The organism is Variovorax sp. H27-G14 (genome assembly GCF_046156345.1).
In the GTDB taxonomy this organism is placed as follows: domain Bacteria; phylum Pseudomonadota; class Gammaproteobacteria; order Burkholderiales; family Burkholderiaceae_C; genus Variovorax.
The window spans coordinates 130,933-154,949 of record NZ_JAYLVN010000008.1 but is presented as its reverse complement, the minus strand read 5'-3'; the positions used below and the strand labels follow the sequence as shown (position 1 = coordinate 154,949).

General features: G+C 67.9%; 19 protein-coding genes. 10 read left to right on the top strand and 9 right to left on the bottom strand.

Annotated features, from left to right (window positions below):
- Nucleotides 1-5: 5 nt before the first annotated feature.
- Together ruvX and VLK31_RS19995 are read right to left on the bottom strand one after the other, a co-directional pair.
- Nucleotides 6-464 (bottom strand): Holliday junction resolvase RuvX, encoded by a 459-nt coding sequence (gene ruvX, locus VLK31_RS20000; RefSeq protein ID WP_409170176.1) that lies wholly within the window; start codon nt 462-464, stop codon nt 6-8.
- Complete coding sequence (locus VLK31_RS19995; RefSeq protein WP_409170175.1) at nt 461-1,060, bottom strand: YqgE/AlgH family protein; 600 nt, start codon at nt 1,058-1,060, stop codon at nt 461-463. Before VLK31_RS19995 ends, ruvX begins: the two co-directional genes overlap by 4 nt.
- On the opposite strand from VLK31_RS19995, the gene VLK31_RS19990 reads away from it, so the two are divergent.
- Nucleotides 1,061-2,560, top strand: coding sequence for a cryptochrome/photolyase family protein (locus VLK31_RS19990; protein WP_409170174.1), 1,500 nt, complete (start codon nt 1,061-1,063; stop codon nt 2,558-2,560).
- Nucleotides 2,561-2,590: 30 nt separating this feature from the next.
- On the opposite strand, the gene VLK31_RS19985 is transcribed toward VLK31_RS19990, so the two are convergent.
- The gene (locus VLK31_RS19985) at nt 2,591-3,499 is read right to left on the bottom strand and encodes a ribokinase (protein WP_409170173.1); all 909 of its coding nucleotides are present in this window, start codon (nt 3,497-3,499) and stop codon (nt 2,591-2,593) included.
- Between the two features lie 235 nt (nt 3,500-3,734).
- On the opposite strand from VLK31_RS19985, the gene VLK31_RS19980 reads away from it, so the two are divergent.
- From VLK31_RS19980 to VLK31_RS19950, 7 genes are read left to right on the top strand one after another with little or no spacing between them, the layout of a single operon-like run.
- Complete coding sequence (locus VLK31_RS19980; protein ID WP_409170172.1) at nt 3,735-4,676, top strand: ABC transporter substrate-binding protein; 942 nt, start codon at nt 3,735-3,737, stop codon at nt 4,674-4,676.
- Nucleotides 4,677-4,690: 14 nt separating this feature from the next.
- Entirely contained in the window at nt 4,691-6,202 is a 1,512-nt protein-coding gene (locus VLK31_RS19975) for a sugar ABC transporter ATP-binding protein (RefSeq protein ID WP_409170171.1), read from the top strand.
- A complete protein-coding gene (locus VLK31_RS19970; RefSeq protein WP_409170170.1) occupies nt 6,199-6,921 on the top strand; it encodes an HAD family hydrolase in 723 nt (240 codons plus the stop codon). Before VLK31_RS19975 ends, VLK31_RS19970 begins: the two co-directional genes overlap by 4 nt.
- Nucleotides 6,922-6,964: 43 nt before the next feature.
- The gene (locus tag VLK31_RS19965; protein WP_409170169.1) at nt 6,965-7,972 is read left to right on the top strand and encodes an ABC transporter permease subunit; all 1,008 of its coding nucleotides are present in this window, start codon (nt 6,965-6,967) and stop codon (nt 7,970-7,972) included.
- A gap of 11 nt (nt 7,973-7,983) precedes the next feature.
- Nucleotides 7,984-9,645, top strand: coding sequence for a ribulokinase (locus VLK31_RS19960; protein WP_409170168.1), 1,662 nt, complete (start codon nt 7,984-7,986; stop codon nt 9,643-9,645).
- Nucleotides 9,632-10,330, top strand: coding sequence for an L-ribulose-5-phosphate 4-epimerase AraD (araD, locus tag VLK31_RS19955; protein ID WP_409170167.1), 699 nt, complete (start codon nt 9,632-9,634; stop codon nt 10,328-10,330). Before VLK31_RS19960 ends, araD begins: the two co-directional genes overlap by 14 nt.
- Nucleotides 10,331-10,345: 15 nt before the next feature.
- Nucleotides 10,346-11,197, top strand: coding sequence for a DeoR/GlpR family DNA-binding transcription regulator (locus VLK31_RS19950; protein ID WP_409170166.1), 852 nt, complete (start codon nt 10,346-10,348; stop codon nt 11,195-11,197).
- 101 nt (nt 11,198-11,298) lie between these two features.
- On the opposite strand, the gene VLK31_RS19945 is transcribed toward VLK31_RS19950, so the two are convergent.
- From VLK31_RS19945 to VLK31_RS19920, 6 genes are all read right to left on the bottom strand, one after another.
- On the bottom strand, nt 11,299-17,517 hold the full coding sequence (locus tag VLK31_RS19945) for an Hpt domain-containing protein (RefSeq protein WP_409170165.1): 6,219 nt from the start codon (nt 17,515-17,517) through the stop codon (nt 11,299-11,301).
- Between the two features lie 33 nt (nt 17,518-17,550).
- A complete protein-coding gene (locus tag VLK31_RS19940) occupies nt 17,551-19,869 on the bottom strand; it encodes a methyl-accepting chemotaxis protein (RefSeq protein WP_409170164.1) in 2,319 nt (772 codons plus the stop codon).
- 42 nt (nt 19,870-19,911) lie between these two features.
- A complete protein-coding gene (locus tag VLK31_RS19935; RefSeq protein ID WP_409170163.1) occupies nt 19,912-20,445 on the bottom strand; it encodes a chemotaxis protein CheW in 534 nt (177 codons plus the stop codon).
- Between the two features lie 19 nt (nt 20,446-20,464).
- On the bottom strand, nt 20,465-20,830 hold the full coding sequence (locus VLK31_RS19930; protein WP_409170162.1) for a response regulator transcription factor: 366 nt from the start codon (nt 20,828-20,830) through the stop codon (nt 20,465-20,467).
- Nucleotides 20,830-21,228, bottom strand: a complete 399-nt coding sequence (locus VLK31_RS19925) for a PleD family two-component system response regulator (RefSeq protein ID WP_081271091.1) — start codon at nt 21,226-21,228, stop codon at nt 20,830-20,832. The genes VLK31_RS19930 and VLK31_RS19925 overlap by 1 nt, the downstream gene beginning before the upstream one ends.
- Nucleotides 21,229-21,312: 84 nt before the next feature.
- Nucleotides 21,313-21,483 (bottom strand): rubredoxin, encoded by a 171-nt coding sequence (locus tag VLK31_RS19920; protein ID WP_007838397.1) that lies wholly within the window; start codon nt 21,481-21,483, stop codon nt 21,313-21,315.
- 111 nt (nt 21,484-21,594) lie between these two features.
- On the opposite strand from VLK31_RS19920, the gene VLK31_RS19915 reads away from it, so the two are divergent.
- Together VLK31_RS19915 and hemL are read left to right on the top strand one after the other, a co-directional pair.
- Nucleotides 21,595-22,560 carry a hydroxymethylpyrimidine/phosphomethylpyrimidine kinase gene (locus VLK31_RS19915; RefSeq protein ID WP_409170161.1) on the top strand — a complete coding sequence of 322 codons (966 nt, stop codon included), beginning with the start codon at nt 21,595-21,597 and terminating at the stop codon, nt 22,558-22,560.
- Nucleotides 22,560-23,840 (top strand): glutamate-1-semialdehyde 2,1-aminomutase, encoded by a 1,281-nt coding sequence (gene hemL / locus VLK31_RS19910; protein WP_409170160.1) that lies wholly within the window; start codon nt 22,560-22,562, stop codon nt 23,838-23,840. The genes VLK31_RS19915 and hemL overlap by 1 nt, the downstream gene beginning before the upstream one ends.
- Nucleotides 23,841-24,017 lie beyond the last annotated feature (177 nt).

Below are 24,017 nucleotides of genomic sequence, written 5' to 3'. Positions count from 1 at the left end.
GGAACTCACGGGAGACTCCTCAAAAATTGCTCCAGGATGATGCAGGCGGAGGCGGCGTCTGCATCGCGTGCGCCAGAGGACAACGCCTCGGTCGTGCTGTAGCGTTCGTCGACCTCGAACACCTGGAGATTGAAACGGCCACGCAACTGGCGCGCGAACTTCTGCGCGCGGCGGGTGTTCTCGTGCGGGGCGCCGTCGGGGTGGTAGGGCACGCCGACCACCAGTGCGTCGGGCTGCCATTCCTTGATGCGCGCCTCGACCTGGGCAAAGCGCGCGTCGGCGCCCTCGGCCTTGATGGTGGACTGCGGCGTGGCGCTTTGCAGCAACCGGTTGCCGCTGGCCACGCCGGTGCGCTTGGTGCCGTAGTCGAAGGCCAGGAAGGTCTGGAAATTGGTGGGGACGGGAGCGGGAACAGAAGCTGGTGCAGGCGTAGGCTTAGGCGCGTCGGGCATGACGTCGTTCATGCGTGACCTGCTTCGGGCGAGAGCTTCCAGGCCTCCAGGCCTAGCAGCAGCAGGGCCTTGTCGTAGCGCTGCTCCACTGGCGTGTCGAAGATCACGGCCGGGTCGGCGCCCACGGTGAGCCAGCTGTTCTCGGCCAGTTCGGACTCGAGCTGGCCCTCGCCCCAGGCCGCATAGCCCAGCGTGACCAGCACCTTGCGCGGGCCGGCACCGGTGGCCAGGGCCTCCAGCACGTCCTTGGAGGTGGTCATTTCAAGCCCGCCGGGAATGGTCATGGTCGAGGCATAGACCGACTCTTCGGGCTTCTCGGCCTGCGTGAAAACCGGCTCGTGCAGCACGAAGCCGCGCTCGGTCTGCACCGGGCCGCCCTGAAAGACCAGGGCTTCGCCCAGCTCGGGGCGGGACAGGTGAAGCTCGATCTTCTCGAACAGCACCTTCAGGTTGATGTCGCTGGGTTTGTTGATCACCAGACCGAGCGCGCCGCGCTCGCTGTGTTCGCAGAGGTACACGACGCTGCGATGGAAAGTTTTGTCTTCCATCCCGGGCATCGCTATCAAAAAGTGATGCGTGAGGTTCATCGGGGCAGAATCGGCAGCCATATGCCTCCGATTTTACTGGCCGTCGACAAGACCTATCCCAAAGGGCTCATGTGGTTCCGCCGCGATTTGCGCGTGGACGACAACGCAGCCCTCTACCGTGCCCTTCGCGCCTGCCGTCAGGTGGTGTGCGTTTTCGTCTTCGACAAGGCGATCCTGGACGCCCTGCCCTCTGCCGACCGGCGGGTCGAATTCATCCGCGAGTCGCTGGTGGCACTCGAAGCCGAGCTGCGCGCGCTGGGCGGCGGGCTCATCGTGCGGCATGCCGCGGCGGTCAGCGAGATATCGGCGCTTGCGCGCGAGCTCGACGTGCAGGCCGTGTTCGCCAACCGCGACGACGAGCCCGAAGCGCTGGAGCGCGACGCCCAGGTGTTCGGCGCGCTGGCCAACGCGGGCGTGACCTTTCACACCTACAAGGACTCGACCGTCTTCGACCGCGACGAGGTCATGACCAAGACCGGCCAGCCCTACACGGTGTTCACGCCGTACAAGCGCGCCTGGCTGGCCAAGGTCGATTCGTTCTTTCTGAAGTCTTACCCCGTACGCAGCCACGCCGACGCGCTGGTGCCCTCCCCACAGGCCTACGGCGAGCCGGTGCCCACGCTGCACGAGATCGGCTTCGAAAAAACCAACCTCTCGGCGCTGGAGATTCCCACCGGCACGCAGGGCGCGGGCGCGCTGTTCGAAGACTTCTTCGAGCGCATCGACCGCTACGACGACGCGCGCAACTTTCCCGCCGTGCGCGGGCCCAGCTACATGGGCGTGCACCTGCGCTTTGGCACGGTGTCGATCCGCCAGCTGGCCAGCGTGGCGCACCAACTGTCGCTGCAGGGCAACCCCGGCGCGGCCACCTGGCTGAGCGAGCTGATCTGGCGCGACTTCTACTTTCAGATCCTGGCGCACTTTCCGCACGTGCACACGGGCGGCGAGTCGAAGAGCTTTCGCCCCGACTACGACAAGATCCAGTGGCACCACGGCAAGCACGCCGACCAGCTGTTCGACGCCTGGTGCGAAGGCCGCACGGGCTACCCGCTGGTGGACGCGGCCATGCTGCAGATCAACCAGAGCGGCTACATGCACAACCGGCTGCGCATGGTGGTGGCGAGCTTTCTATGCAAGGACCTGGGGCTGGACTGGCGGCGCGGCGAGACCTACTTTGCCACGCACCTGAACGACTTCGAGCTGGCCTCCAACAACGGCGGCTGGCAGTGGGCGAGCTCCAGCGGCTGCGACGCGCAGCCCTACTTCCGCATCTTCAACCCGGTGACGCAAAGCGAGCGCTTCGACCCCGAGGGCAAGTTCATCCGCCGCTACCTGCCGCAACTGGCGGGGCTGTCGAACGCGGCCATCCATTCGCCCTGGACGGCGTCGCCGGTGGAGCTGGAGGCGGCCGGCATCAAGCTGGGCGAGAACTACCCCAGGCCGGTGGTGGACCACGCCGAGGCGCGCGAGAAGACGCTGCAGCGGTACGGGGTGGCGCGGGCGAAGGCAGTGCAGAAGTAAGAAAAAAACGAGCCCCCAGCATGGCGGCATTCATGCGGGTCGCTTCGACGCGTGTTCTTCCAGGAAGTCCGACAGTGCCTGCCGCGTGGGCAGCGTGCTCTGGGAGCCGACGCCGCGCACCGCCATCGCCGCGGCCGCACAGGCCACCCGCATGGCCTCGGGAATGCCGAGCGCCCAATGGACCGCCAGCGCCGCCGCGAAGGCATCGCCGGCACCGGTCGTGTCCTGTACCGGCACCCGGAAGGCGGCTTGCTCGTGCAAGTGGCCTTGCGCATCCACGTGCGCCGCGCCCTCGCTGCCGCGCGTCACAACCAGGCGCCCCGGCCGCCGGCCCAGCAACGTGCGCCAGTCGGCCTCCCCGTCGCCGAAGCTCACCATGAGTTCGTGGTGGTTGGCCAGAAAGAGATTCACCCGCTCCGCGAGCTCGGGCGCAATCGCACCGGCGGGAGAGAGCGTGAGCAGGAAGGGTTTGCCGAAGCGATGGGCGAGGCAGGCCGCTTCCATCGCGGCCGCGATCGGGATTCCCATCTCGGCCAGCACCACGTCGCTGTCGGCAAACAGCGGCTCGGCGGCGCGCACATGCGCCGCAGTCAGCCAGTGGTTGGCGCCGGGCACCACGGTCACGGCGCTTTCGCCCTGGCAGGCGAACACCGCCGCGACGCCGCTGGGCGCACCGGACGTGGTGACGACGTGGGCCGTGCGCACGCCCTCGGCCCGCAGGCCGCCGAGCAGTTCGCGCCCTTCGGCATCGTCCCCGACGCAGCCTACAAGCCAGGTTTCGGCGCCCAGGCGCGCAGCCGCGACGGCCTGATCGGCGCCCTTGCCGCCGGGCGCGCGCCTGAAGCTCTGCCCCCTCAGCGTCTCGCCGTTGCGCGGCAGGCAGGGCGCCTCGAACACGTAGTCCATGTTGATGCCGCCGACCACAAGCAAGCGAGTCATGGCTTGTCTTTTCCTTCTGCGTTCGCCCCACGGGGTCGTAAGGCGCGGCAAGTATGCAGCATCAAAATACGAACATAAATGGACATATATCAAGGGAATTCCCTCGGTATATTTTCGATATTGTGCGAATCTGTATGTTTGAATGAACAATAAAATCTGCTCGTTCGATCGAACAGGCGCTCGCCAAGCTACGGCGCACGTCCTTCACCAAGCGCATCCACCAGGAGACAAATCCATGAAGAAGTCGATGACACGCTGCGTCGCAGCCGCCGCCCTCACGCTGCTCGCCGGCCACGCATTCGCCCAGGACAAGCCGCTGAAGTCCATCGGGATCACGCTGGGCGACATGGCCAATCCGTTCTTCGTGGCCATCGGCCGCAGCGCGGAAGCCGAGGCCAAGAAGATCAACCCGGCGGTGAAGGTGACCACCGTGTCGAGCAAGTACGACCTGAACACCCAGGTCGACCAGATCGACAACTTCATTGCCAACAAGGTCGACGTGATCGTGCTGGGCGCGGCCGACTCCAAAGGCGTCGGGCCCGCCGTCAGGAAGGCGCGCGCCGCGGGCGTGATCGTGGTGGCCGTGGACGTGACTGCCGAAGGGGCCGACGCCACCGTCATGTCCGACAACGCGATGGCGGGCGCCGAATCGTGCAAGTTCCTGGCCGAGCGCATCGGCGGCAAGGGCAACTTCGTGATCGTCAACGGCCCGCCGGTGTCGTCGATCATGGACCGCGTCAAGGGCTGCAAGGAGACCCTGGCCAAGTACCCCGGCATCAAGCTCGTGTCGGACAACCAGGATGCCAAGGGCAGCCGCGACGGCGGGCTCGCCGCCATGGCCAACATCCTGACGGCGCAGCCCAAGATCGACGCCGTGTTCGGCATCAACGACCCCACGGCCATTGGCGCGGAACTGGCGATCCGGCAGGCCCGCCGCACCGACATCCAGGTGACCGGCGGCGTCGACGGCTCCCCCGACGGCGAAGCCGCGCTCAAGGCGAAGAGCTCGCTGTTCGTCGTCACGCCCGCGCAAGACCCCAACGAGATGGCCGCGGAAAGCGTGCGCGTGGCCTACGGCCTGCTGAACGGCCGCAAGCCCGCCAAAACCATGAACCTGATGGCGACGCCGCTCACCACGCGCGACAACATCGCCAGCTACAAGGGCTGGGTGCGTTGAACACTCAGGCTTCCATGGGTGAATTCGTGCTGGAGATGTCGGGGATTCACAAGCGCTTCGGGGCCACCCGGGCGCTGCATGACATGCACCTGCAGGTGCGCCCCGGAGAAATCCACGCCCTCATGGGCGAGAACGGCGCGGGCAAAAGCACGCTGATGAAGATCCTGTCGGGCGTCTACCAGCCGGATGCCGGAGAGATCCGCGTGGCGGGCCAGCCGGTGGCCATTCGCAGCCCCAGCCACGGGCAGCGCGCGGGCATCAACCTGATCTACCAGGAGCTCAGCATCGCCGCCCATCTCACGGTGGCGGAGAACGTGTTCATGGGCAACGAGCCCCGCAGGGCACTCTGGCTGGTCGACCGCGCGCGGATGCTGCGTGAAACCGAGCGCGTGCTGCAGCTGCTGGGCGCGCAGTTCGGCGCCGGCTGGCCGGCCGGGCGCCTGTCGATTGCCGAGCAGCAGCAGGTCGAGATCGCACGGGCGCTGGTGCACAAGGGCCGCATCCTGATCATGGACGAGCCGACCGCCGCGCTGTCGGACCGGGAGACGGCGCATCTGTTCCGGGTGATGCGCCGGCTGCGCGACGACGGCATTGCAATCATCTACATCAGCCACCGGATGGCCGAGGTCACGGCGCTGGCCGACCGGGTCACGGTGCTGCGCGACGGATGCCATGTGGCCGACCTGGCGCGCGAGGAAATCGACGAGCAGCGCATCGTCCAGATGATGGTCGGGCGCACGCTCACCGACTTCTACCAGCACCGCGGCCGGCGCGCGCCCGGCCGCGTGATGCTGGAGCTGCGGGAGGTGAGCGGGCCGCGCAACCGCCCGAGCAGCCTGCGGGTGCACGCGGGCGAGGTGCTCGGCCTGGCGGGCCTGGTCGGGGCCGGGCGCTCCGAACTCGCGCGGCTGGTGGTGGGCGCGGATGCGCGCACCGGCGGCACCGTACTGGTCGACGGCAAGCCGGTCGACGTGCGCCGCCCGCTCGATGCCATCCGCCTCGGCCTGGGCTATGTGCCCGAAGACCGCAAGGGGCAGGGCCTGTTTCTTCAGCTCAGCGCGCTGACCAACGTCGCGATCAATGTGCTGCACAAGCATTCTGTCGCGGGCGTGCTCAACCACGGCGCGCTCGACCGCCTGACGCGCCAGGCCATCGCCCGGCTGAACGTGAAGATCTCCGGCCCGCAGGGCATCGTGGGCGCGCTGTCAGGCGGCAACCAGCAAAAGCTGCTGCTGGCGCGCTGGCTGGAGATCAAGCCGCGCGTGCTGATCCTGGACGAGCCGACGCGCGGTGTCGACGTGGGCGCCAAGAGCGAGATCTACAAGATCATCGGCGAGCTCTCCGAGGCCGGTGTTGCCGTGGTGGTGATCTCCAGCGAGCTGCCCGAGATCGTGGGCGTGTGCGACCGCGTGCTCGTGATGCGCGAAGGCGCCATCGCAGGCGAACTCGCGGGCGATCGCATCACTCAGGAAAACATCATCCAACTGGCAGTCAACGCATCCGAACCGGAACGCTACATCGCATGAACGCCCTCACTGGAACAACGAACCCCTCTCCCCTTCAAGCCGTCGTCTTCGACATGGACGGGGTGCTGATCGACACCGAGATCGTCTGGCAGCGCGTGCGCGAGGACTTTGCGCAAAGCATCGGTGCGCGCTGGACCCTCGAGGACCAGGAGTCGACGATGGGCACGAACACGGCGGCATGGTCGCGGATCATGGTGGAGCGCCTGCAACTGCGCGAGCGCAACGGCATGGACGAGGCTGCGGTGGCCCACGAGATCGTGGGGCGCATGCTGGCGCGGTACCAACACCATCTGCCCCTGCGCGCCGGCGCCGTCGCCGCCGTGCGAATGGCCGCGCGGTCGCACGTGGTGGCACTGGCCACGGGCTCGCCGGCCGAACTCGCCCACCACGTGCTGCAGGCCAGCGGGCTCGCGCCGCTGATGCAGGCCGTGGTGTGCGGCGACGACGTCGAACACGGCAAGCCGGCCCCCGACATCTACCTGCTCGCGCTGTCGCGCCTAGGCATCGCGCCGCACGCGGCCGTCGGCATCGAGGACAGCGCCAACGGCCTGCGCTCGCTGAAGGCGGCCGGCATGGCTGCGATTGCCGCGCCCAGCCCGGACTACCCGCTGTCCGCCCAGGCGCTGGCCCTGGCCGACCTGCGCATCGACACCATGGAAGAGCTGACGCCCGAGCTGCTGCAGCAGGCGCACGCCCATTCGACGGGCACCGCGCGCTGACCCGGCACGCTGCCGCAGTGCCGCACACCTTCAAGAAACCGCCATGTCCAAGACGCTTACCTCCACCACTCCCGCGCCGGCCCGTGCAGGCCATACGGCCGGCATCCTGCAGCGGCTGGGCATGCTGCCCGCGCTGCTGATCCTCTATGTCGTCTTCTGGGGCCTGACGGTCTATGTCTCGGGCGACGGGAGTTCGAACTTCGCGACCACCGCGAACACCATGAACATCCTGCGCCAGGTCTCGATCAACCTGGTGCTGGCGGCCGGCATGACCTTCGTCATCCTGACTGCCGGCATCGACCTCTCGGTGGGCTCGATGCTGGCCGTGTCCGCCGTGCTGGGCATGCTGACATCGCTCACACCGCACGCGGCGATGTCGTTGCCGGTGTTCCTCGCCGCGGGCCTGGCGACGGGCCTCCTCAACGGCGCCACGGTGGCGCTGCTGAAGATCAACCCGTTCATCGTGACGCTGGGCACCATGACCGCGCTGCGCGGCGCGGCCTACCTGTTTGCGGACGGCACCACGGTGCTCAACAGCGAGATTCCCAGCTTCGGCTGGATCGGCAACGATGACTTCCTCGGACTGCCCTGGCTGGTGTGGATCGCCGCCGGCGTGACGCTGCTGTCGTGGGTCATCCTGCGCAAGACCATCCTGGGCCTGCACATCTACGCGGTGGGCGGCAATCCGGAAGCGGCGCGGCTGACGGGCATCGGCGTGGGCGGCGTGCTGCTCTTCGTCTATGCGATCAGCGGTCTGTTCTCCGGCCTGGCCGGCGCCATGTCGGCCAGCCGGTTGTTCGGCGCCAACGGCAACTGGGGCAGCGGCTACGAGCTGGACGCGATCGCGGCAGTGGTGCTGGGCGGCACCAGCCTGATGGGCGGCGTGGGCTCGATCGGTGGAACCATCATCGGCGCGCTGATCATCGGCGTGATCAACAACGGCCTGACCATCATGGGCGTCTCGTCCTTCTGGCAGTACGTCGCCAAGGGCGTCGTGATCCTGCTGGCCGTGGTCATCGACAGATGGCGCCAGAAGCAATCGCAACACTGAGCACGCGCGTCATGATGTCCAGCACCTATGTCATCGGCGTCGACTTCGGCTCCGACTCGTGCCGCTGCGTGATCGCGGACACCGCCACCGGCGAGGAAATCGCCAGTGCGGTGGCGGCCTTTCCCCGCTGGGCGGCCGGCCTGTACTGCGACCCCGCGCGGCGCATCTTTCGCCAGCATCCGCAGGACCACCTCGATGCCCTGACCCTTGCAGTGCGCACGGCGCTGTCGCAGGTGGCCCCCGCGGTGCGCGCGGGCGTGCGCGGGCTGTCCATTGCGACCACCGGTTCCACGTCCGCACCGGTGGACGAAACCGGCTGTCCGCTGGCGCTGCGGCCGGCCTTCGCCGACAACCCGAACGCCATGTTCCTGATGTGGAAGGACCACAGCGCCACCCTGGAGGCCGAGCAGATCACCACGGCCGCCAGGACATGGGGTGGCGTCGACTACACCGCGCACGTCGGGGGCGTCTACTCGGCCGAGTGGTACTGGGCCAACCTGCTGTGGGTGTTCCGGCACGACGCGCAGGTGCGCGCCGCCACCGCGAGCTGGGTGGAGCATTGCGACTGGCTGCCGGCCGAACTGACGGGCACCGGTGCACCGCACCGGATGCGCCGCAGCCGATGCGCGGCCGGCCACAAGGCGATGTGGAACGACCGGCATGGCGGCCTGCCGTCGCAGGCCTTCCTCAGCCATGTCGACCCGCTGCTCGACGGCATCCGCGAGCGGCTGTACGAGGACACCTGGACCGCCGAGACGCCGATCGGCACGCTCACCCCCGCCTGGGCCGACCGGCTGGGCCTGCCGGTCGAAGTGGTGGTCGGCGCGGGCGCCTTCGATGCCCACATGGGCGCCGTCGGCGCCGGCATCCGCGCGCACACGCTGGTGAAGATCATGGGCACCTCGACCTGCGACATCGTGCTGACCCCGACCGACGAACTGGGCGACCGCGTGATCGAAGGCATCTGCGGCCAGGTCGACGGTTCGGTGATGGCCGGTGCCGTGGGCCTGGAGGCGGGACAGTCGGCCGTGGGGGACGCCTTCGCCTGGTTCGCCCGCGTCCTGGAGTGGTCGCTGCCCGAAGGCGCGGCCCGCGACGCGCTTCGTGCCGAACTTCTTCCGAGGCTGGAGCGCGCCGCCGCGCTGGAGCCGCCCGGCGCACACGGCGTGGCAGCGCTCGACTGGCTCAACGGGCGCCGCACGCCCTATGCCGACCAGACGCTGCACGGCGCCCTCTTCGGCCTGTCGCTGGCCAGTTCGGCGCCCCAGCTGTACCGCGCACTGGTCGAAGCCACCGCCTTCGGCGCGAAGGCGATCGTCGACCGGTTCACCGACGCGGGCGTGCGCATCGACGAAGTGCTCGCCATCGGCGGCGTGGCGCGCAAGTCGGCGCTGCTGATGCAGATTCAGGCCGACGTGTTCGACCTGCGCATTCGCGTGGCGAAGTCGGACCAGGCCGTGGCCCTCGGGGCCGCGATGTGTGCGGCGGTCGCGTGCGGCGTGCATGCGGACATTCCGGCCGCGCAACGGGCGATGGCCTGCGGCTTCGATCTGGTCTACGCGCCGCGGGCCGCGGAGGCCGCGCGGTATCGCCAGCTGTTCAGGCGCTATCGGGAAACGGGCGCCCTGGTCCAGGGAATGAAGAAAGAGGAGGCGTTGCATGACGCTCTATAGAGAACTCAAGCGCGAGGCCTACGAGGCCAACCTGGAAATTCCGAAGCAGGCGCTGGCGCTGTACACCTTCGGCAACGTGAGCGCGTTCGATGCGCGACAGGGCGTCTTCGCCATCAAGCCGAGCGGCATGCCCTACGCGCAGATGACCGCCGACGACATGGTGGTGGTCGACCTGGCGTCTAGCGTGGTCGAAGGGTCGCTGCGCCCGTCGAGCGACACGAAGACCCACGCGGTGCTCTACCGTGCGTTCGAGGGCATCGGAGGCGTCTGCCACACCCACTCGGTGCATGCCGTCGCCTGGGCTCAGGCCAGGCGTCCCATTCCCATCTACGGCACCACCCATGCGGACCACCTGCAGGTGGCGGTGCCGGTCACCGAGGTCATCAGCGACGAAGCGGTGGCCAGGGACTACGAAGAGGAAACCGGCCACCAGATCGTGCGGAGAATGCAGGGCATCTCGCCGCAGGAGGTCGAGATGATCGTGGTGTCTTGTCACGGACCGTTCACCTGGGGAAAGACCGCGATGAAATCCGTGTACAACGCACGCGTGCTCGAGGAATTGGCGCAGATGGCCTACCTCACACACGCGATCGATCCGATGGCGCGCGAGCTGCCGCCTGCGGTGATCCGCAAGCACTACGAACGCAAGCACGGCGCCCACGCCTACTATGGGCAGGACAAGTAGACAAAGAAACCCGCAATGACCCGAAACGCTTCCAGCCCCGTGCCGACGACAGCCCAGGCGCCGTCCGATCCGTCGCGCCAGGAAGCGCTGCAGGCGACAACGGCGGAGCACCGCCACATGCTGATCCTGAAGGTGCTTGCGCAGGAGGGTGCCTGCCGGGTCAGCGACATGGCGCGACGGTTCACGCTGTCGGAAATGACGCTGCGCCGCGACCTGCAGGAGATGCACGACGCGGGCCTGCTCAAGCGCGTGCACGGCGGCGCGCTGGCCATTGGCCGCGACACCGAGTTCGGCGAGCGCATCCAGGAAGGCTCGTCGCAGAAGCAGCAGATCGGCCTGGCCGCGGCGGGTCTTGTCCGCGACGGCTGGTCGATCTATCTGGATGCCGGCACCACCTCGATGGAAGTGGCCCGTGCGATCCTGCAGGGGCTGAAGGACGTGAAGAAGCTCGCGATCATCACCAACGGCATCAACATCGCCGCCGAACTGGTCGGCCGCACGCCCTACGACATCTACGCCATCGGCGGTGAGATCTACGCCACCGGCGTGAGCGCCGTGGGGCCGATGACGCTGGCGCAGGTGGCGAATTTCCACTTCGACCTGTTCTTCATGGGCGCGCGCGGTGTCGATGCCGACGCCGGCTGGACCAACACCAACCACCTGGAGACGCAGGTCAAGCATGCGGTGATGGCGCGCAGCCGGCACGTGTGTGCCATTGTCGACAGCAACAAGTGGGGCCAGCGCGCGCTGGTTTCGGTGGTCCCCTTCGGCGCGGTGACGCACTGGGTCTGCGATGCAGGGCTGCCGCAAGAGGCACGCGACGCGGCATTGGCACAAAAGATCGATCTGACGATCACCGGTAACTGAGAGGCCGGCAAGCCGCTGGTCGGACCCAAAAGAAAAGGCCCCGAGGGGCCTTTTCTTGATGGCGCGCCGCAGAGGCGGCAACAGGCAACAGGCAACAGGCGTCAGGCCGCGTCCGCCAATGCCGCCTCGCTCGTGTACGCCCGCACCAGGCGCAGCAGCTCCTCTTCCGAGTAGGGCTTGCCCAGGTAGTGGTTCACGCCCAGCGTGCGCGCGTAGTCGCGGTGCTTCTCGGCAATGCGCGAGGTGATCATGATGATCGGCAGCTCGGCCAGCGCGGCGTCGGCGCGGATGTTGCGGGCCAGGTCGAAGCCGTCCATGCGGGGCATCTCGATGTCCGACAGCACCACCGCCGGGCGCTCCTGCTGCAGCCGCTCCAGCGCCTGCAGGCCGTCGGCCGCAAGCGACACGCGATAGCCTTCGCGCTGCAGCAGGCGCTGCGTGACGCGGCGCACGGTGATGGAGTCGTCCACCACCAGCACCAGCGGCACCTGAGGCACCACCGGCGCCAGCGTGACCGGTGCCTGCGGCGCGCCGCTGTCGGCGTCGGCATGGGCAGGCACCAGCGCGGCGGCCTGGCGCTCGCGCGCCAGATCGCCGTGCACCGCCGCCAGCGCCACCGGGTTGTAGATGAGCGCCACGGCGCCCGAGGCCAGCACCGAGATGCCGGCCAGGCCGGGCAGCCGCGCAAGCTGCGGGCCGAGGTTCTTCACCACGACTTCCTGGTTGCCCAGCACTTCGTCGACGTGCAGCGCCACGCGTTGCGCCGCGCTTCGCACCACCACCAGCGTGTTGCTCTTGGCGGCCACCTGTTCGCTGCGCGTGGAGTGCTGCAGCAGCGCGCCGGCCCAGTAGAACGGCACCTGTTCGCTGCCAAAGGGATGGCTGTTGTTCTGGTAGGCCGACTGCAGGTCGGTGGCGTTCACGCGCTGCACCAGTTCCACCAGATTGGACGGCACGCCGATCGACACCTCGCCCGCGCGCAGCATCACCACGTGCGTCACGGCGGTGGTCAGCGGCAGCACCAGCTTGAAGGTGGTGCCCTGGCCCGCGGTGCTCAGCGTTTCGATGCGCCCGCCGATGGCCGCAATCTGCGAGCGCACCACGTCCATGCCGATGCCGCGGCCGGCCAGCTCGGACACCTGCCCGGCGGTCGAGAAGCCGGGCTTGAAGATCAGCTCGGTGGCTTCTTCGGGCGACAGCGTTTGGTCGGCGCCCAGCAGGCCCAGCGTGCGGGCACGCTCGGCAATGCGTTGGTGGTCCAGGCCGGCGCCGTCGTCGCGGAAGCTCACCGAGACGTCGTTGCCCTCATGGTGCAGGTCGATGACGATCAGCCCGCTCGCGTCCTTGCCGGCCTTCTCGCGCGCCGCCGCGTCCTCGATACCGTGGGCCACGCAGTTGCGCAGCAGGTGCTCGAAGGCGGGCGTCATGCGGTCCAGCACGCCGCGGTCCATCTCGATGGAGCCGCCGACGATGTCCAGGCGCACCTGCTTGCCGGTGTCCTTGGAGGCCTGGCGCACCACGCGGTACAGGCGGTCGGAGATGCCTTCGAACTCCACCATGCGCGTGCGCAGCAGGTTGCGCTGCAGTTCGCGCGTCTGGCGCGCCTGCACGCTGAGGTCGTCTTCCGTGGCCTGCACCGTCTTTTGCAGCGTGCGCTGCACGGTGGCCACGTCGTTGACCGACTCGGCCATCATGCGCGTGAGTTCCTGTACCCGCGTGAAGCGGTCGAACTCCAGCGGGTCGAAGCTCTGCTGCGAGTCCTTGGCTTGCGCCAGGCGGGACTGCATCTGGCTTTCGGCCTGCACTTCGATGTCGCGCAGCTGCTGACGCAGGCGGTCCAGGTTGCCCGTGAGGTCGGCCAGCGAGCCGCGCAGTTGACCGAGTTCGGCCTCCAGGCGCGAGCGCGTGATGATGACCTCGCCGGTCTGCGCGACCAGGCGGTCGAGCAGCTGGGTGCGGATGCGCACGGCCTGGCCGGTGGACGTACGCAGCGGTGCGAGCAAGGCGGGTGCGGGGCGCGGGCGCAGCATGGTGGGCCCGGCGGGTGCGGCGGCGTCTTGCTCGGCATTGCCAACGAACGGCGCGGCCGTTTCGTCGTTCGCCGGCGCGTCGGACGCCACGTGCACCAGTTGGGCAGCCGGTGCGGAGGCCGCGGCCGATGCCACGATCTGCGCCAGCTCGACCTGCGTGGCGTCGTCCGCCGCGCGCAGCGCGTCGAAGGTGGCCTGCAGCGCGTCGAGGCGACCGAGCAGCTTTTCAATGTCGGAGCGTTCGGCGCCCTGGGAGCCCAGAACTTCGATCTCCGACTCCATGCGGTGCGCGCGCTCGCCCAGGCGCATGGCGCCGGCCAGGCGGGCACTGCCCTTGAGCGTGTGCAGCGTGCGCAGCACCGACGCGCGCGGTGCGCTGTCGTCGGGGTGGTGCGCCCACTGGCGCAGCGCTTCGCCCAGTTGCGGCAGCAGTTCGGCGGCCTCTTCCTCGAAGATGGGGAACAGGTCGACGTCGACCGCGTCGGCCAGGTCGATGGCGTCTTCGGAGTCGTCCAGCGCCACGTCGGCAATGCTGTCGTGCACCACCACTTGCAGCAGCGGCCGGGTTTCGGCGCGCATGGCCAGTTCGGTGGGCATCGGCGATGCGGCGATGTCGCGCAGCGCCTGCAGCGTGCCTTCGGCCGGGTCGCGCAGGAAGCCGACCGCAAACTGATGCAGCAGGCGGCGCAGTTCGTCGGCCGCGGCCACCAGCACCAGGCCTTGTGCACGCGTGCCGCTGCCCTGCATTTGCAGATGCTGCAGCGCGGCTTCGAGCAGGCGGGCCATGCCCGACAGGCTGTGGAAGCCCACGGTGGCCGAGCTGCCGGCCAGCGAATGGGCCAGCGCCACGGTGGAATCAGGCAGGCGCTCGTGCGATTCGAGCGCCCATTCGCCCACGTCGGTGGCCAGCTGGCGAGACCATTCGTCGGCCTCGTTGAGGTAGACGTTGTACAGCGCGATGCCGATGCGCAGCGGGCCGATGACCTTGACCTGGTCTTCGGCGCTGGCGGTGAGTTCTTCGGCGATCTGCGGTGCTTCGGCAGGGGCAGCCGGGGCGGTGAGCGCAGGCGCCGGTTCGGGCTCCGGCTCGGCGACCATCACCGGCTCGGGCACTTCGACGGCTTGCGGCAGTTCCGAAACTTCGGGCACTTCCAGCACTTCGGGCACTTCGGGTGCTTGCGGCACGTCGTCGGCCACGAGGATCTGCGGCTCGACAGGCTCGGGCGGCGCTTCGAAGATGGGTGCGATGACTTCGGCCACCGCGGGTGCGGCTTCGGTCTCGGTCTCGGTCTCGGTCTCGGTCTCGGCCTCTGCCACCGGCGCCGGCTCGGGCTCGATCGCCAGCACCGACTCGGGTTCGGCCCAGGTCGCTTCGGTCGGCAGCGCGGCGGCTTCGATGACTTCGGGCTCGGCAACATGCACGGGCAGCGGCTCGGGTTCCCAGTCGAAGTCGGGCAGGGTCGCCTCGATCACTTCGGGTGCGGGCTCGATCGCTTCGGGCTCGGGTTCCGGCGCGACATGCACGGCAACGGGCGCGGGCACAAACTCAGGCTCGGGGCGCGCAGGCTTCCTGGCATGCGCCAGGAAGTCGAACTCTTCGCCGCTCGGCAGGCTGAGCAGCGGTGCCGGCTCGGTGGTCTGCTTCGAGTCGAAGTCCAGGAAGTCGGTGGACGCAAAGTCGTCGTCGGCCTCGGGCGCGGCGGGGCGCGCGGGCTCGTCCCACGACACGGTCTCGAAGGCGTCGGGTGCGACCGGTGCGGGCGCAGGCGTCGCATCGGCCAGGGAGAGGTCGAGATCGGGCAGGTCCGGCAAGGCGGGCAGCGTCGGCAGCGGGGCCACAGGTGCCGCGGCAAGTGCCTGCACCGGGGCTTCAGCAGCAATGTGGCGCGCAGCAACCGCCAGGGCCTGCGCATCGGCCACACGCACCGGTGGGGGCACGGGCTCGCCGGCCAGCAGCGCATGGGCCACGCGGCTGAACTGCGAGGCTTGCCAGCCGTGGGCGTGGCCCCCGGCAATGGCTTCGACCCATTCGCTGAATTCCTTCAGCGTTCTTTCGGTGCCCGCCAGCAGCTCCGGCGTGGCGGCGCGCTGGTCGGCCAGCCAGGTGTTGAGCACCTGTTCGAGCGACCAGGCGGCGTCGCCGAAGTCGGTGAGGCCGACCATGCGCGAGCTGCCCTTGAGCGTGTGGAAGGCACGGCGCAGGATCGTGAGTTCTTCGGTGTCGTCCGGGTAGCTGGCCAGTTCGGCAATGGCGGCCAGACCGGCTTCGACCACTTCGCGGGCTTCGTCCAGGAAGATGTTCTGCAGGTCGTCTTCTTCGAGCTCGGTGACTTCGGTGTCGGGCAGCGCCGAAGGGCCGGAAATCTTGTTCGTCCAGCTGTCTGCCTTGTTGCTGAACTCCTCGATCGGCGAGACCTTGGCCTTGCGGTTGGGCGTGGCGAGCGCGGCCAGCTTGGAGGCGATCTGGGCGTCGACCTCTTCGATGCTGAGCACCGACTGCACGGCCGGCGGCTCGCTCGGCGCGGCGCCTTCGGCCACGGGGTCGCTCGCATGGCGGCCCATCAGCGGCTTGAGTTCGCCGGCGTCGGCGTCGAACACGAACAGGCGCTTGGCCAGCGCGGGCTGGTAGCCCAGCATGTCGATCAGGAAACCCAGCGCGCCCAGGTTGTTGCCCAGCGCGTCGAAGCCGGCCATTTCCTCGGCGGGCGAGGTGCTGATGAGCATCGCCTCGACGTCGTCGCGCATGCGCTGCACGGTGAGCGCGGCCTGGTCCAGGCCAAGCACGGAGAACACGCCGCGCATCTGCAGCAGCTGCGTGGGCACGGTGCGCAGCAGGCCTTTTTCGGCCGGCCGGCGGAAGTACTGGTCGAGCGACTTTTCAAGCTCGCTCAGGTGGCTGCGCAGTTCGTCGACCACGGTGCCCATGGTCTGGCGGTCGCTCACGCGGCGGTACAGGTCTTCCATCCACGCTTCGAGCGGCTCGGAGTGGCCGCCTTCGCGCACGCGCTCGATGCGCCCTGCGAGCTGAAGCGTGCGCGAGGTGAGCTGCGGGTCGCTCGGGTCGAGGTCTTCGAGCGCGGCTTCCAGGTACAGCACCGACGTGGCGACTTCCATCGCCAGTTCGGTGCCGGGCGCCTGGCCCGAACGGAGCGAGGCTTCGACGGCATGGGTCAGGGCCTGCACCATCGGCTGGCTCGGCGGGTGCAGCTTGTGCAGCGACTCGCCCAGTTGCGCGAAGGTGTCGGCCACCTGGCGCATGCGGGTGACATCGCCGCCCGACAGCGCCGACCACATTTCCTTGGAGGTCTCGATGCGCTTGCGGGCCTGTTGCAGCACCAGCGGATCGAAGCGGCCGAACTGCTCGACGGTGTAGTCGATGTGCGGCTCGCCGCCAATGCCCCAGGCGCTGCGCACGGTGCGCAGCGTGGCGGTGTCGTCATTGGCGGTGGGCACGGCCTGTGCGCAGAAGAACAGCAGGTCCTGGCCGAGCCGGTCGGACACCACGCTGTCGCCGCGCGCGAGCGTGGCGTACTGCAGCAGCACGCGCGAGGCGGCACGCTTCACATAGTGGTCGGGCAGGATCAGGCCGGCGCCCAGCGCCTCGAAGAAGCCGGCGGCCAGGGTCCAGAAACTCGCCACGCGGGGCAGCAGCGCACCACGACCGAGGCCCAGGCACAGCGCATGCAACCGGCGTGCGGCCTGCGTGTCGCCGGTCTTGACCAGCTGCAGCACTTCGCGGTCGAGCTTGGAGCGCACGGCGGGGTCGTAGGCAATGGCGGCCTGCGTGAGCGGCGGCTTCACCTCGACCCAGCGCCAGGCGGTGCTCCACAGGTCGGCCGGGTGCACGCGTTCGTTGCCCACCAGCTCCAGCACGTCGCGGTACTGCGGGAACAACGCCACCGACGACACGGACTTGCCTGCCAGCAGGGCGTTGAGGAAATCGGTCACGGCGAAGCCGGCGCGCTCGATCTTGAGCACGGCTGCTTCGGTGCAGCGCAGCGGCTCGGCAATGAAGCCTTGCACCGCGAACTCGATGGCGCCGAGCACCAGCGCGGGCGAGGGGTGCCCCACCATCTGCAGCGCGCCGACGGCCTGGTGCAGTTGCTGGCGGGCCATTTGCAGCGGGCCGCTCTCGGGCTCCGCCGCGGCGCCCACGTAGCGGCGCAACGACTTGCCCACGACGTCGAGGGATTTCTGAATTTCTCCCAGCACCCAGGCCAAAGGCCCCAGGTCTTCGGTGGCCGGCGCGGTGCCGGCAAGAGGGGCCGTGGCAGGGGTTTGAATCGACACGTTGGGTGCTCGCCGTTCTTGTCTATCGGAAGGTCAGGCGATCTTGAAACGGGCCACCGAGCGGCGCAGCTCTTCGGCCATCTGCGAGAGCTCGCGCACCTGCTGGGCCGTGGTGCGCGTGCCTTCGCCGGTCTGTTCCGTCACGGCAAAAATGTGCTGGATGTTCGCGGCCACCACGTTGGCCGAATCGGCTTCGCGGGAGGCGGACTGCGAAATCTGCTCGATCAGGTCTGCAAGGCGGCGCGACACGCGGTCAATTTCGGTCAGCGCGGTACCCGCGTTGTCGGACAGCTTGGCCCCTTCGACCACACCCTGCGTGGAGCGCTCCATGGCGCCCACCGCGTCCTGGGTGTCGGTCTGAATCGCCTTCACCAGCGCGGAAATCTGGCGCGTGGCGTCCGCGGAGCGTTCAGCCAGTCGCTGCACTTCTTCGGCCACCACCGAGAAGCCTCGGCCGGCTTCACCGGCCGATGCCGCTTGAATGGCGGCGTTGAGTGCCAGCACGTTGGTCTGTTCGGTAATGTCCGAAATCAGCTCGGTGATTTCGCCAATTTCCTGCGACGACTCGCCCAGGCGCTTGATGCGCTTGGAGGTTTCCTGAATCTGGTCGCGAATGGAGTTCATGCCGCCGATGGCGTTCTGCACGGCCTGCAGACCCGAGGACGCGGCCTGCAGCGACTGGCGCGCCACCGTGGCGGACTCTTGCGCTTGCGAGGACACGCCGTTGATTCGCTCGGCCATGGTCAGCACCGACTGGCCGGTTTCCCGAATTTCGCGCAGCTGTTCGGTGGAGGCGGCCAGCAGCTCGGTCGAGGTGCTTTCCACCTGCGACGTGGTTTGCGCCACGCGGGTGGCCGTGTTCTGCACGTTGCCCACCAGCAGGCGCAGTTCTTCCACCGTGTAGTTCACCGAGTCGGCAATGGCGCCGGTGATGTCCTCGGTCACGGTGGCTTCCTGCGTCAGGTCGCCTTCGGCCACGGTTTGCAGTTCGTTCATCAGGCGAAGAATGGCGGCCTGGTTGGCGTTGTTCACGCGGCCGGCTTCGTCGGAAGCCTGCTCGGCCGCCAGACGTTCGCGTTCGGCCACGGCGGCACGTTCACGGCCTTCGCGCACCTGCACGAAACCGATGGCGCCGGCCAGGGCCAGGGCGGCCAGCGACAGCACGAACAGCAGCACGATGGTGCCGGCGCCCAGGCCGGTGCGGGCCGAGAGCTTGTCCTGCAGGTCGCCCAGCGCCTTGCGCAGGGGTTCGCTGTCGGTCAGGATGGACGCTTGCGCTTCGCGCGCGGCCACCAGGCCCTGCAGGTTGCCCAGAATGGCGGAGGCCTGCGTGCGCATCTGCTCGTAGGTCTTCAGAATGGCTTCGAGCTGTTCGCGCGTTTGCGGGTCGCGCGAGCCGGGGAAGCGCTGTTGCGCATTGCCGTCGAGCAGGCCGCGGGTGGTTTCCTGGAAGGTGTTCAGGTCCTTGCCCAGCAGGAACACGGCGTCGGGGTTCACACCCTCGACCGTGAAGAACTCGTTGGTCGACTTGCCGATGCGCTGCGTCAGCATCACCAGCTGGCCGGCGGCCGAAATCTCGGGCAGCGTGGCGTTTTGCTGCATCTTCAGCGACGCAACGGTTTCCGTCATTTCAAGCAGCGTGGACGACTGCTGGTTGATGTCGCGCAAGGCGGCACCCACCTGCGTCAGGATCTGGCGCTGGGCCAGCACGGCCTTGGCGCTGGTGTCGGCGCGGGTGACCAGAGGATTGATCTTGTTCATCTCCTCGTCGTACTGGTTGCCCACGCGCTCCAGGCGCAACGCGTCGTCGCCGTTGGTCAGGCCGGCCACGCGACGCGAAAGGTCGTCCGCGCTGTCCTTCACTTCGACGAACGCCGAGGCGCTGCCCACGAGGGCCTGCGAGATCGACTTGGCCAGACGCTGCGACTGCATCAGCGACTGGCCGGTGGCCGCCACCTGCTGCGCGAGGCGTTCGGCGCGAAGAATGGCGGAGCCGGCCACCAGCAGCAGCAGCAGCACGACCACGGCCAGCAGGATGGCCAGAATGCGCTGTTGCCTGGCCAGGCCGGAAGCGGCGCCGCCACTCGAAGCGTTTGGCACGGGCTCGGCCACCGCGGCGGCCGGCTCGTTGGCGGCGTCGCCGCCGCCGGGCAGGTCGAGGTCACCGAAGCTGGTGTCCGTGGGCGAAGAGACGCCGCCATTGCTGGCCAGGCGCACGGTCTTTTCGTCCGGCACCTGGACCGTATCGACGTTGTCGATCGATAACGTGGAACCGGAGCCGTCGACGCGGGCCTTTTCGTTGCCGTTGGAGGGGGGCAGTAATTTCTTGAACTTGTCGGCGATCGAGCTCACGGTCGGTCCTTCAGGTGGTTTCGGGTGCTTTGTGCCGAGGCACTACGCACCAATACTCAAAAACTGGGGTTGCTGCGAAAGGGCTTGCAGGTTGATTTCCTGCCAGCGCTCTCCTGCCGCGTCGGTGTACAGATGCCCGTGCCAGGCAGGTGCGTCTGCGCCGGGTGGCTCGGACGCCGTGAAGGCCTCCGCGCCCCGCAACCCCGCCAGCCGGTCGACCAGCAATGCGCAGTTGACTTCGAGCAGCTCGTTGAATGCAACAAGCCGCGACTGGACGCGCGCCGCCTCGGAGGTGGCCTGCGCGGGCGCGCCGCCGGCGGCAAAAGCCGACAGCTGCACCACGCCGTACAGGCCGCCGCGCAGGTTGGCCACGCCAAGGAACCACGGCTCCGTGTAGGGCACGGGCTGGGGCGGCGTCCAGGGAAAGATTTCGCCGGCGTGTCCCAGCGGGAAAAGGAACTTGCCCTCCCCCGCCTCGACCGCCAGCCACGTGGCCGCCACGCCGGTCGTGCGAGCGGCCTGCAGGCGGCTCGCCAGCCGGGACTGGAAGGCTCTCAGAGCGTCGCGATTCGCCATGGACTGGGCAGGCTCTTGCTCAGTTCAGCGCGCTGATCTTGGACATCAGATCGGCCGCGTTGACTGGCTTCACGATGTAGTCGCGTGCGCCTTGGCGCATGCCCCAGACGCGGTCCGTTTCCTGGTTCTTGCTGGTGCACAGAATGATCGGAATGGCCGCGTACTTCGGGTCGCGGGCAATGGCGCGCGTGAGCTGAAAGCCGTTCTGGCCGGGCATGACGACGTCCATGAGGATCAGGTCGGGATGCTCTTCCTCGAGGCGGCGCATGGCGTCGTCGGCGTTTTCGGCCGTCTTGACCGCAAAACCGTTCTTCTGGAGCAGGTCGGTCAGGAACATCAGTTCCGTCTTGGAGTCGTCGACGACGAGGATTTTTCGAATAGCCATTACTGCGCTTCCTGTTGAACGATGCCAAACTGCTGCACGGCCTGCAGCAGCTGGTCTTTGGTGAAGGGCTTGGTCAGGTAGTCCTGAGAGCCGACCATGCGGCCGCGTGCCTTGTCGAATACACCGTCCTTGGAGGACAGCATGACGACCGGCACGTTGGAGAAATGCGCGTTGCGCTTGATGATGGCGCAGGTCTGATACCCGTCGAGCCGCGGCATCAGGATGTCGCAGAAGATCAGATGCGGCTTGTGGTCGTTAACCTTGGAGAGCGCGTCGAAGCCGTCTTCCGCGAGAAGAACCTCGTGCCCACCCTGCTTCAGAAAAATCTCGGCACTGCGCCGGATGGTGTTGCTGTCATCGATGACAAGCACCTTGTAACCGGATCCATTCGGGCCCATAGCAAAAGCTCCTGCTCATGAGACTTGGGAGCCCGCCGCGCCGAACATCGACGCAGACCGCGTAGCTCTATCTATGCCATGCTTTCAGATTTCAACCATTTCGAAGTCTTCCTTGCGCGCACCGCACTCAGGACAGGTCCAGTTCATCGGAACATCCGCCCAGGCCGTGCCTGCCGCGATACCGTCTTCCGGCACACCAACCGCTTCGTCATAGATCCACCCACAAATCAGGCACATCCAAGTTTTCGTGTTCATCGGAGCTTAAAGTCCTTGTTCATTAAATGCAACGAGTGTATCTATGCGTATCTCACTGGCAGACTGTAAACGTCGCGCCTATGCCACCATCCAGGGGATTCAGCCCGGCGTATGACCATCTACTTACTTCCAGCAGATAACGCCCGCAAACCGGGCGATCTTAACGACCCCCCGCAGGACGGGGACGAGGTTGCCGAGCGCGACCTGAATCCGCCGTGCGTGCTGGTGTTCAACGCCAGCGACCCGAGCGGGGCGGGCGGGCTGGCCGCCGACGCGCTGGCCATGGCGTCGGTGGGCGCACACATCCTGCCCGTGGTCACAGGCGCCTACGCCCGGGACACGGCCGAGATATTCGACCACTTCCCCTTCGACGAAGAGGCCATCGCCGAGCAGGCGCGCGCCATCCTGGAGGACGTGGAGGTGCAATTGATCAAGGTGGGTTTTGTCGGCAGCCCGGAGGCGCTGAGCACCATCGCGGAGACCGCCGCCGACTACCCCGAGGTGCCCGTGGTGGCCTACATGCCCAACCTGTCGTGGTGGGACGAAAACCTCATAGAGCCCTATCTGGACGCGTTCAGAGAACTTGTTCTGCCGCAAACAACCGTGTTGGTTGGAAACCACAGCACCCTGTGGCGCTGGCTGCTGCCGGACTGGAGCGGCGAGCGCCCACCCACCGCGCGCGACATTGCCAAGGCCGCCGGCGAGTTCGGCGTGCCCTACACGCTGGTGACCGGCATGGTGCTGCCCGAGCAGTTCATCGACAACGTGCTGGCCTCGCCGCAGTCGGTGCTGGCCAGCGAGAAGTACGAGCGGCTCGAGGCCGTGTTTGCCGGTGCCGGCGACACCCTGTCGGCCGCGCTGGCCGCCCTGCTGGCCAGCGGCACCGACCTGGCCGCCGCCGCCTCCGAAGCGCTGGCCTACATGGACCGCTGCCTGGACGCGGGTTTCCGCCCCGGCATGGGCCACGTGCTGCCCGACCGCCTGTTCTGGGCCGAGCCCGAGGACGACGATGAAGACGACGACGCGCCCGACGTTCCCCAGGACTTTGCCCTGCCCCCTCACGACACCCGACACTGATGACTGACCAGAACGACATTCTTTTCGAGCGCGCCCGCGCCGTGATTCCCGGCGGCGTGAACTCGCCCGTGCGTGCCTTCAAGGCCGTGGGCGGCACGCCCCGGTTCATAAAGCGCGCCCAAGGCGCCTATTTCTGGGACGCCAACGACAAGCGCTACATCGACTACATCGGCTCCTGGGGTCCGATGATCCTGGGCCACGGCCACCCCGCCGTGGTCGAAGCGGTGCAGAAGGCCGTGCTCGAAGGCTTCTCCTACGGCGCCCCCACCGAGCGCGAGATCGAACTGGCCGAGGCCATCCTCGCGCTGGTGCCCTCCATGGACATGGTGCGCCTGGTGAGCTCCGGCACAGAAGCCGCCATGAGCGCGCTGCGCCTGGCGCGCGGCGCCACCGGGCGCAAGAGCATCATCAAGTTCGAAGGCTGCTACCACGGCCATGCCGACGCGCTGCTGGTGAAGGCCGGCTCCGGCCTGGCCACCTTCGGCAACCCGACCTCGGCCGGCGTGCCGCCCGAGGTGGTGCAGCACACCGTCGTGCTCGAGTACAACAACCTGCAGCAGCTCGAAGAGGCCTTCGCGCTGCACGGCAACGACCTTGCCTGCCTGATGATCGAGGCCATTGCCGGCAACATGAACTTCGTGCGCGCCACGCCCGAATTTGCAAAGCGCTGCCGCGAGCTCTGTACGCAGCACGGCGCGCTGCTGATCTTCGACGAGGTGATGACCGGCTTTCGCGTGGGCCTGCACGGCGCGCAGGGCGTGCTGGGCGTCAAGCCCGACCTCACGGTGCTCGGCAAGGTCATTGGCGGCGGCATGCCCCTGGCGGCCTTCGGCGGCCCGCGCGCCATCATGGAGCAGCTCGCGCCGCTGGGCCCGGTCTACCAGGCCGGCACGCTGTCGGGCAACCCGGTGGCCACGGCCTGCGGCCTGGCCACGCTGAAGGAAATTTCCAAGCCCGGCTTCTATGAAGCGCTCGGCCAGAAGACGCGCACGCTGGTCGACGGCCTGAAGGCCGCGGCCGCCGCCGAAGGCCAGCCCTTCAACGCCGACAGCGAAGGCGGCATGTTCGGCTTCTTCCTGATGAACGACCTGCCGCAGAACTACGCGACCGTCATGACCACCGACAACGCGCAGTTCAACGCGCTGTTCCATGGCCTGCTCGAGCGCGGTGTCTACATTGCGCCGGCCCTGTACGAAGCCGGCTTCGTGAGCGCGGCCCACACCGACGAAGACATCGCCGCCACCATCGAGGCGGCGCGCGACATCTTCAGGAAGCGCTGACGCTCCGGCGGGGCAAGCCCCCGCCGCGGCCCGCCAGAACCGGTCACGCCGCATCGGTTTGCGGTGTCACCAATATCGAGAATTCGCCGTGTATATTGCCCCGGCACTCGACGAAGCGAACTTCGCGGGCAGCACCAGGGGAGCAAGAAAAGCGCGGGCGCCATCGAAGCGGACCGC